General features: G+C 30.7%; 4 protein-coding genes. 3 read left to right on the top strand and 1 reads right to left on the bottom strand.

The features are described 5' to 3' along the window. The 3 genes from RWQ73_RS07795 to RWQ73_RS07805 form a co-directional block, all read left to right on the top strand. Positions 1-1,285, top strand: a 1,285-nt coding sequence (locus RWQ73_RS07795) for a restriction endonuclease subunit S (RefSeq protein ID WP_314407810.1), incomplete at its 5' end; no start/stop codon positions are given. 56 nt (positions 1,286-1,341) lie between these two features. Beyond that, positions 1,342-2,139 (top strand): tyrosine-type DNA invertase PsrA, encoded by a 798-nt coding sequence (gene psrA, locus RWQ73_RS07800; protein WP_314407812.1) that lies wholly within the window; start codon positions 1,342-1,344, stop codon positions 2,137-2,139. Between the two features lie 73 nt (positions 2,140-2,212). Continuing rightward, entirely contained in the window at positions 2,213-2,713 is a 501-nt protein-coding gene (locus tag RWQ73_RS07805) for a restriction endonuclease subunit S (protein WP_007284928.1), read from the top strand. Here the strand turns inward: RWQ73_RS07805 and RWQ73_RS07810 are convergent. Further along, on the bottom strand, positions 2,673-4,029 hold a 1,357-nt coding region (locus RWQ73_RS07810), incomplete at its 5' end, for a restriction endonuclease subunit S (protein ID WP_314407814.1). The genes RWQ73_RS07805 and RWQ73_RS07810 overlap by 41 nt on opposite strands.

A 4,029-nucleotide genomic window follows, 5' to 3' on the forward strand; every position in this document is an offset into this window, starting at 1 on the left:
GAAACATTATGAGAAGTTCGCTGATGGAAGTGCTCAAGAAATTGATGTTCCTTATGATATTCCTGAGAATTGGGAGTGGGTGAGGGTTGGTAATATTTGTACTACAAATATTGGGCTGACTTTTAAACCGAGTGAAGTTCAAGAAACAGGAATACCTATCTATAAGGCTAATAATATTAAAAACGGGAAAATTAGCACACTAGATTTAGCCTTTGTATCTGAAAAAACGATAATAAAGGAAAATGAGTGGCTAAACAAAAATGATATTTTAATGGCTGTTAGAAGTGGTAGTAAGCAGCTTGTCGGAAAGACAGCTATTGTCGGAAATTTAAAGACGAAAACGAGTTTTGGTGCATTTATGTCAGTAATTCGTCCTATATCCGTTTACTCCACTTTTATGAACTATTTTTTTCAATCAAGTCATTTCAGAAGTCAGCTTGACGATGCAAACACAACTACAATTTTTCAAGTTACTCAAAAAATGTTAAAGGAAACTCTCCTCCCCCTTCCACCCCTCGCCGAACAAAAACGGATTGTTGCTCAAATTGAACGAGCCTTGAAAAAGGTTGAAATTTACGCTGAAAGTTATAATAGACTAGAACAGCTAGATAAAGAATTTCCAGATAAACTAAAAAAATCTATTCTTCAATATGCTATGCAAGGAAAATTAGTTGAACAAGACCCAAATGATGAATCAGTCGAAGTTTTACTTGAAAAAATACGAGCAGAAAAGGAAAAACTCTTCGAAGAAGGTAAGATTAAAAAGAAAGATTTAGAGATTTCAATTGTTTCCCAAGGAGATGATAACTCTTATTATGAGGAAGTACCAAATACTTGGCAACTTTTGAAATTAAAAAATTTATTGCAATTGGATAATGGAACTAAACAACAAAATGAACGTCTTATTTATTGGGATGCAAAAACTTTACGAGGGATTAAGGATGCTGAATTTAAAGAAAAAGGTAATAAAGTACATTCAAAAGATACAGTAATTCTTGTAGATGGAGAAAATTCAGGAGAGTTATTTATGATACCTAATGATGGATATATGGGGTCAACGTTTAAGAAAATTCACTATCTGGAAGTTGGGTCAAAGAAATATATAGATTTATATATAGACAGCAAAAAAGAACTTTTAAAAAATTCAAAAACTGGATCTGCAATCCCTCATCTTAATAAAACGTTATTTAAAGAACTTATAGTTGCCCTTCCTCCAATCCAAGAACAAAAACGTATATCAAGTAAAATCACTCAAATATTCTCACAAATTAACCAACTAATTTAGTATAATAGTCTTTTGTGCGGAGGAATTTCTATCAAACATAAGATAGGAGTTTTACGTTGAAAGATTTTGAATTATATTTGAAGAAAGCTGGTTTAGCTGAAAATACTGTACGCTCATACCTTTATGGTGTTCGATTTTTCTTGGAGAATTACGAACTCAGAATGGAAGATTTATTTGAATACAAAGGATATTTATTAGACAATTTTAAACCTAAAACTGTCAATTTGCGACTACAAGGAGTAAATAAATATCTGGCTTTTATTGGTCATGATGATTTGAAATTAAAATTTGTCAAAGTACAGCAAAAACCGTTTTTAGAAGATGTCATTAGCCATGCTGATTACCTTTTTCTTAAACGTAGTTTGAAAAAAGATGGTATTTTAAAATGGCATTTTGTCGTTTGGTTTTTAGGTGCAACTGGGGCTCGTGTAAGTGAACTTATTAAATTAAAAGTAGAACACGTCGAAGTAGGTTATTTTGATATTTACTCAAAAGGTGGGAAAATTCGTAGACTGTACATTCCTAGAAAATTAAGAAATAGTTGTCTTAGTTGGTTAGAATCAGAAAATCGCCGAAGTGGTTATTTATTTTTGAATAAATTTAACGAACCAATTACAGCAAGAGGAGTTGCTCAACAGTTAAAAAATTATGCCGATAAATACAAAATGAATCCTAAAGTAATTTACCCTCATTCTTTTAGACATTTATTTGCTAAGAATTTTTTAGCGAAGTATAACGATATTGCTTTGCTCGCAGATTTGATGGGACACGAAAGTATAGAGACTACTCGAATTTATCTAAGAAAAACAGCTACCGAACAACAAAATATTGTAGATAAAATTGTTAATTGGTAAAAAAATAACAGGTGGTCAAATTGACTATCTGCTATTTTTTTGTGATTATGGCTCTTATTATGGGAAGATACCTATGAATTGGGTACAGACAACATTAAATTATATAGGAATAATTAGTACTGGTAACACGCCATCTAAAAATAGCCCTGAAAACTACGGTGGCGAAATACCATTCTATAAACCTGCTGATTTATTACAAGGAGAACTATACAATGCAACTGAATATTTATCGGTTCTAGGAAATACAAAATCCAGAAAAATAAAAGCAGGTTCTATTTTAATAAATGGTATTGGAAATATTGGAATTGCTGGGATTGTTCGTGTTGATGGAGCGTTCAATCAACAAATGCATGGCATAGAAGTATTTAATTTTGTCAACTCAAAATTTTTACTTTTAGCTATACAGTCTGATTTTATGCAAAAACAATTCAAGAACAATACATCATCTACCACTATTCCTATATTAAACAAAACTAGATTTTCTCAAACTATAATTAATTTTCCAGGTATACGTACACAAAAATTAATAATTACTAAAGCTGAGAAACTTTTTGAAAAAGTAAGTCAATTTTAGCGACAATTCTCTTTTGTTCTAAAACTGAAGGAATACCTATTATTTTAGATTTTAGATACGAATAATGTCGAGCATAGCCCCTGTTCCTAACAAATAATAGCGTATAGTCTAAGTGGTATTTTAAAAATTTTGCAGATAAGCAAATTGGAGACAGAATTTTTACTCCGTCTGCACCAACAACAAAAGGGAAGTCTATAATCTTAAGATTTCTTGTATGGTCACCAAATATTACAACGTCTGTTTTATAGTCTAGAATCTTAGAAAAATTATTAGAAAATCCTTCAACTAATATTTTAGATTGACTAACTACTGGAATCTTGCCCTCTTTTACAATTTCAGACTGTTTTATTTGATAAGGCTTAGCTGAAATAGTTGTTACAATTTTTTCTAAAGGAGCTAGCAACCAAGTTGATCTTCTTGGAAAATCTATTTCAATTTTAATGTTATTCAGATAATAAGAGTTATCATCTCCTTGGGAAACAATTGGAATCTCTAAATCTTTCTTTTTAATCTTGCCTTCTTCGAAGAGTTTTTCCTTTTCTGCTCGTATTTTTTCAAGTAAAACTTCGACTGATTCATCATTTGGGTCTTGTTCAACTAATTTTCCTTGCATAGCATATTGAAGAATAGATTTTTTTAGTTTATCTGGAAATTCTTTATCTAGCTGTTCTAATCTATTATAACTTTCAGCATATTCATCTACTTTTTTTAAAGCTGATTCGATTACTTCTACTATTCGTTGTTGTTCGGATAGCGGAGGCAATAACATAGGAACTTCATATTTTAAAAATTTTATTGAAGCTAAATTTTTTATCGCTGAGCCTATAGAATGCTCTTTTAGTGTATTAATCAAACTCGTAAACATCCATTTAAAATACTGTGAATCTATTATATCTGAGTTTAACGTAAGTTTTAATAATGCTTGATTTATAACTCCATTATAATAATTTGAAGGTATTTGAAAGATTTCTCCAATAGTACCTGCACAAGATATTAAAACATCTCCTGCTTTTATTGAAAAATTTTTTAAACGTATATAATCACTCTCTTTTAACCAATAATCTCCATAATCTATAGTTTTTCTTATAGCATTACCTTGTTCATAAACCTTATATGTATGTTCTCCTTTCGGAACAAACATTGACTTTGTTATAGAACTACCAAAAGGACCTCTTTTTATTGAGCCATCTTCTAATGCACAAATGTCTGGTAAATAAACTATGGCCCATCCTTTAGGTATATTATGTTTAAACTCTTTTATACTTCCATCAGCGAACTTCTCATAATGTTTCCCATCATCACCACGAAATATCTCG

Source organism: uncultured Gemella sp. (genome assembly GCF_963525875.1).
Classification (GTDB): domain Bacteria; phylum Bacillota; class Bacilli; order Staphylococcales; family Gemellaceae; genus Gemella.

Coding starts and splice junctions, on each gene's coding strand:
- RWQ73_RS07805 (WP_007284928.1), top strand. CDS start 2,213: ATGAATTGGGTACAGACAACATTAAATTATATAGGAATAATTAGTACT.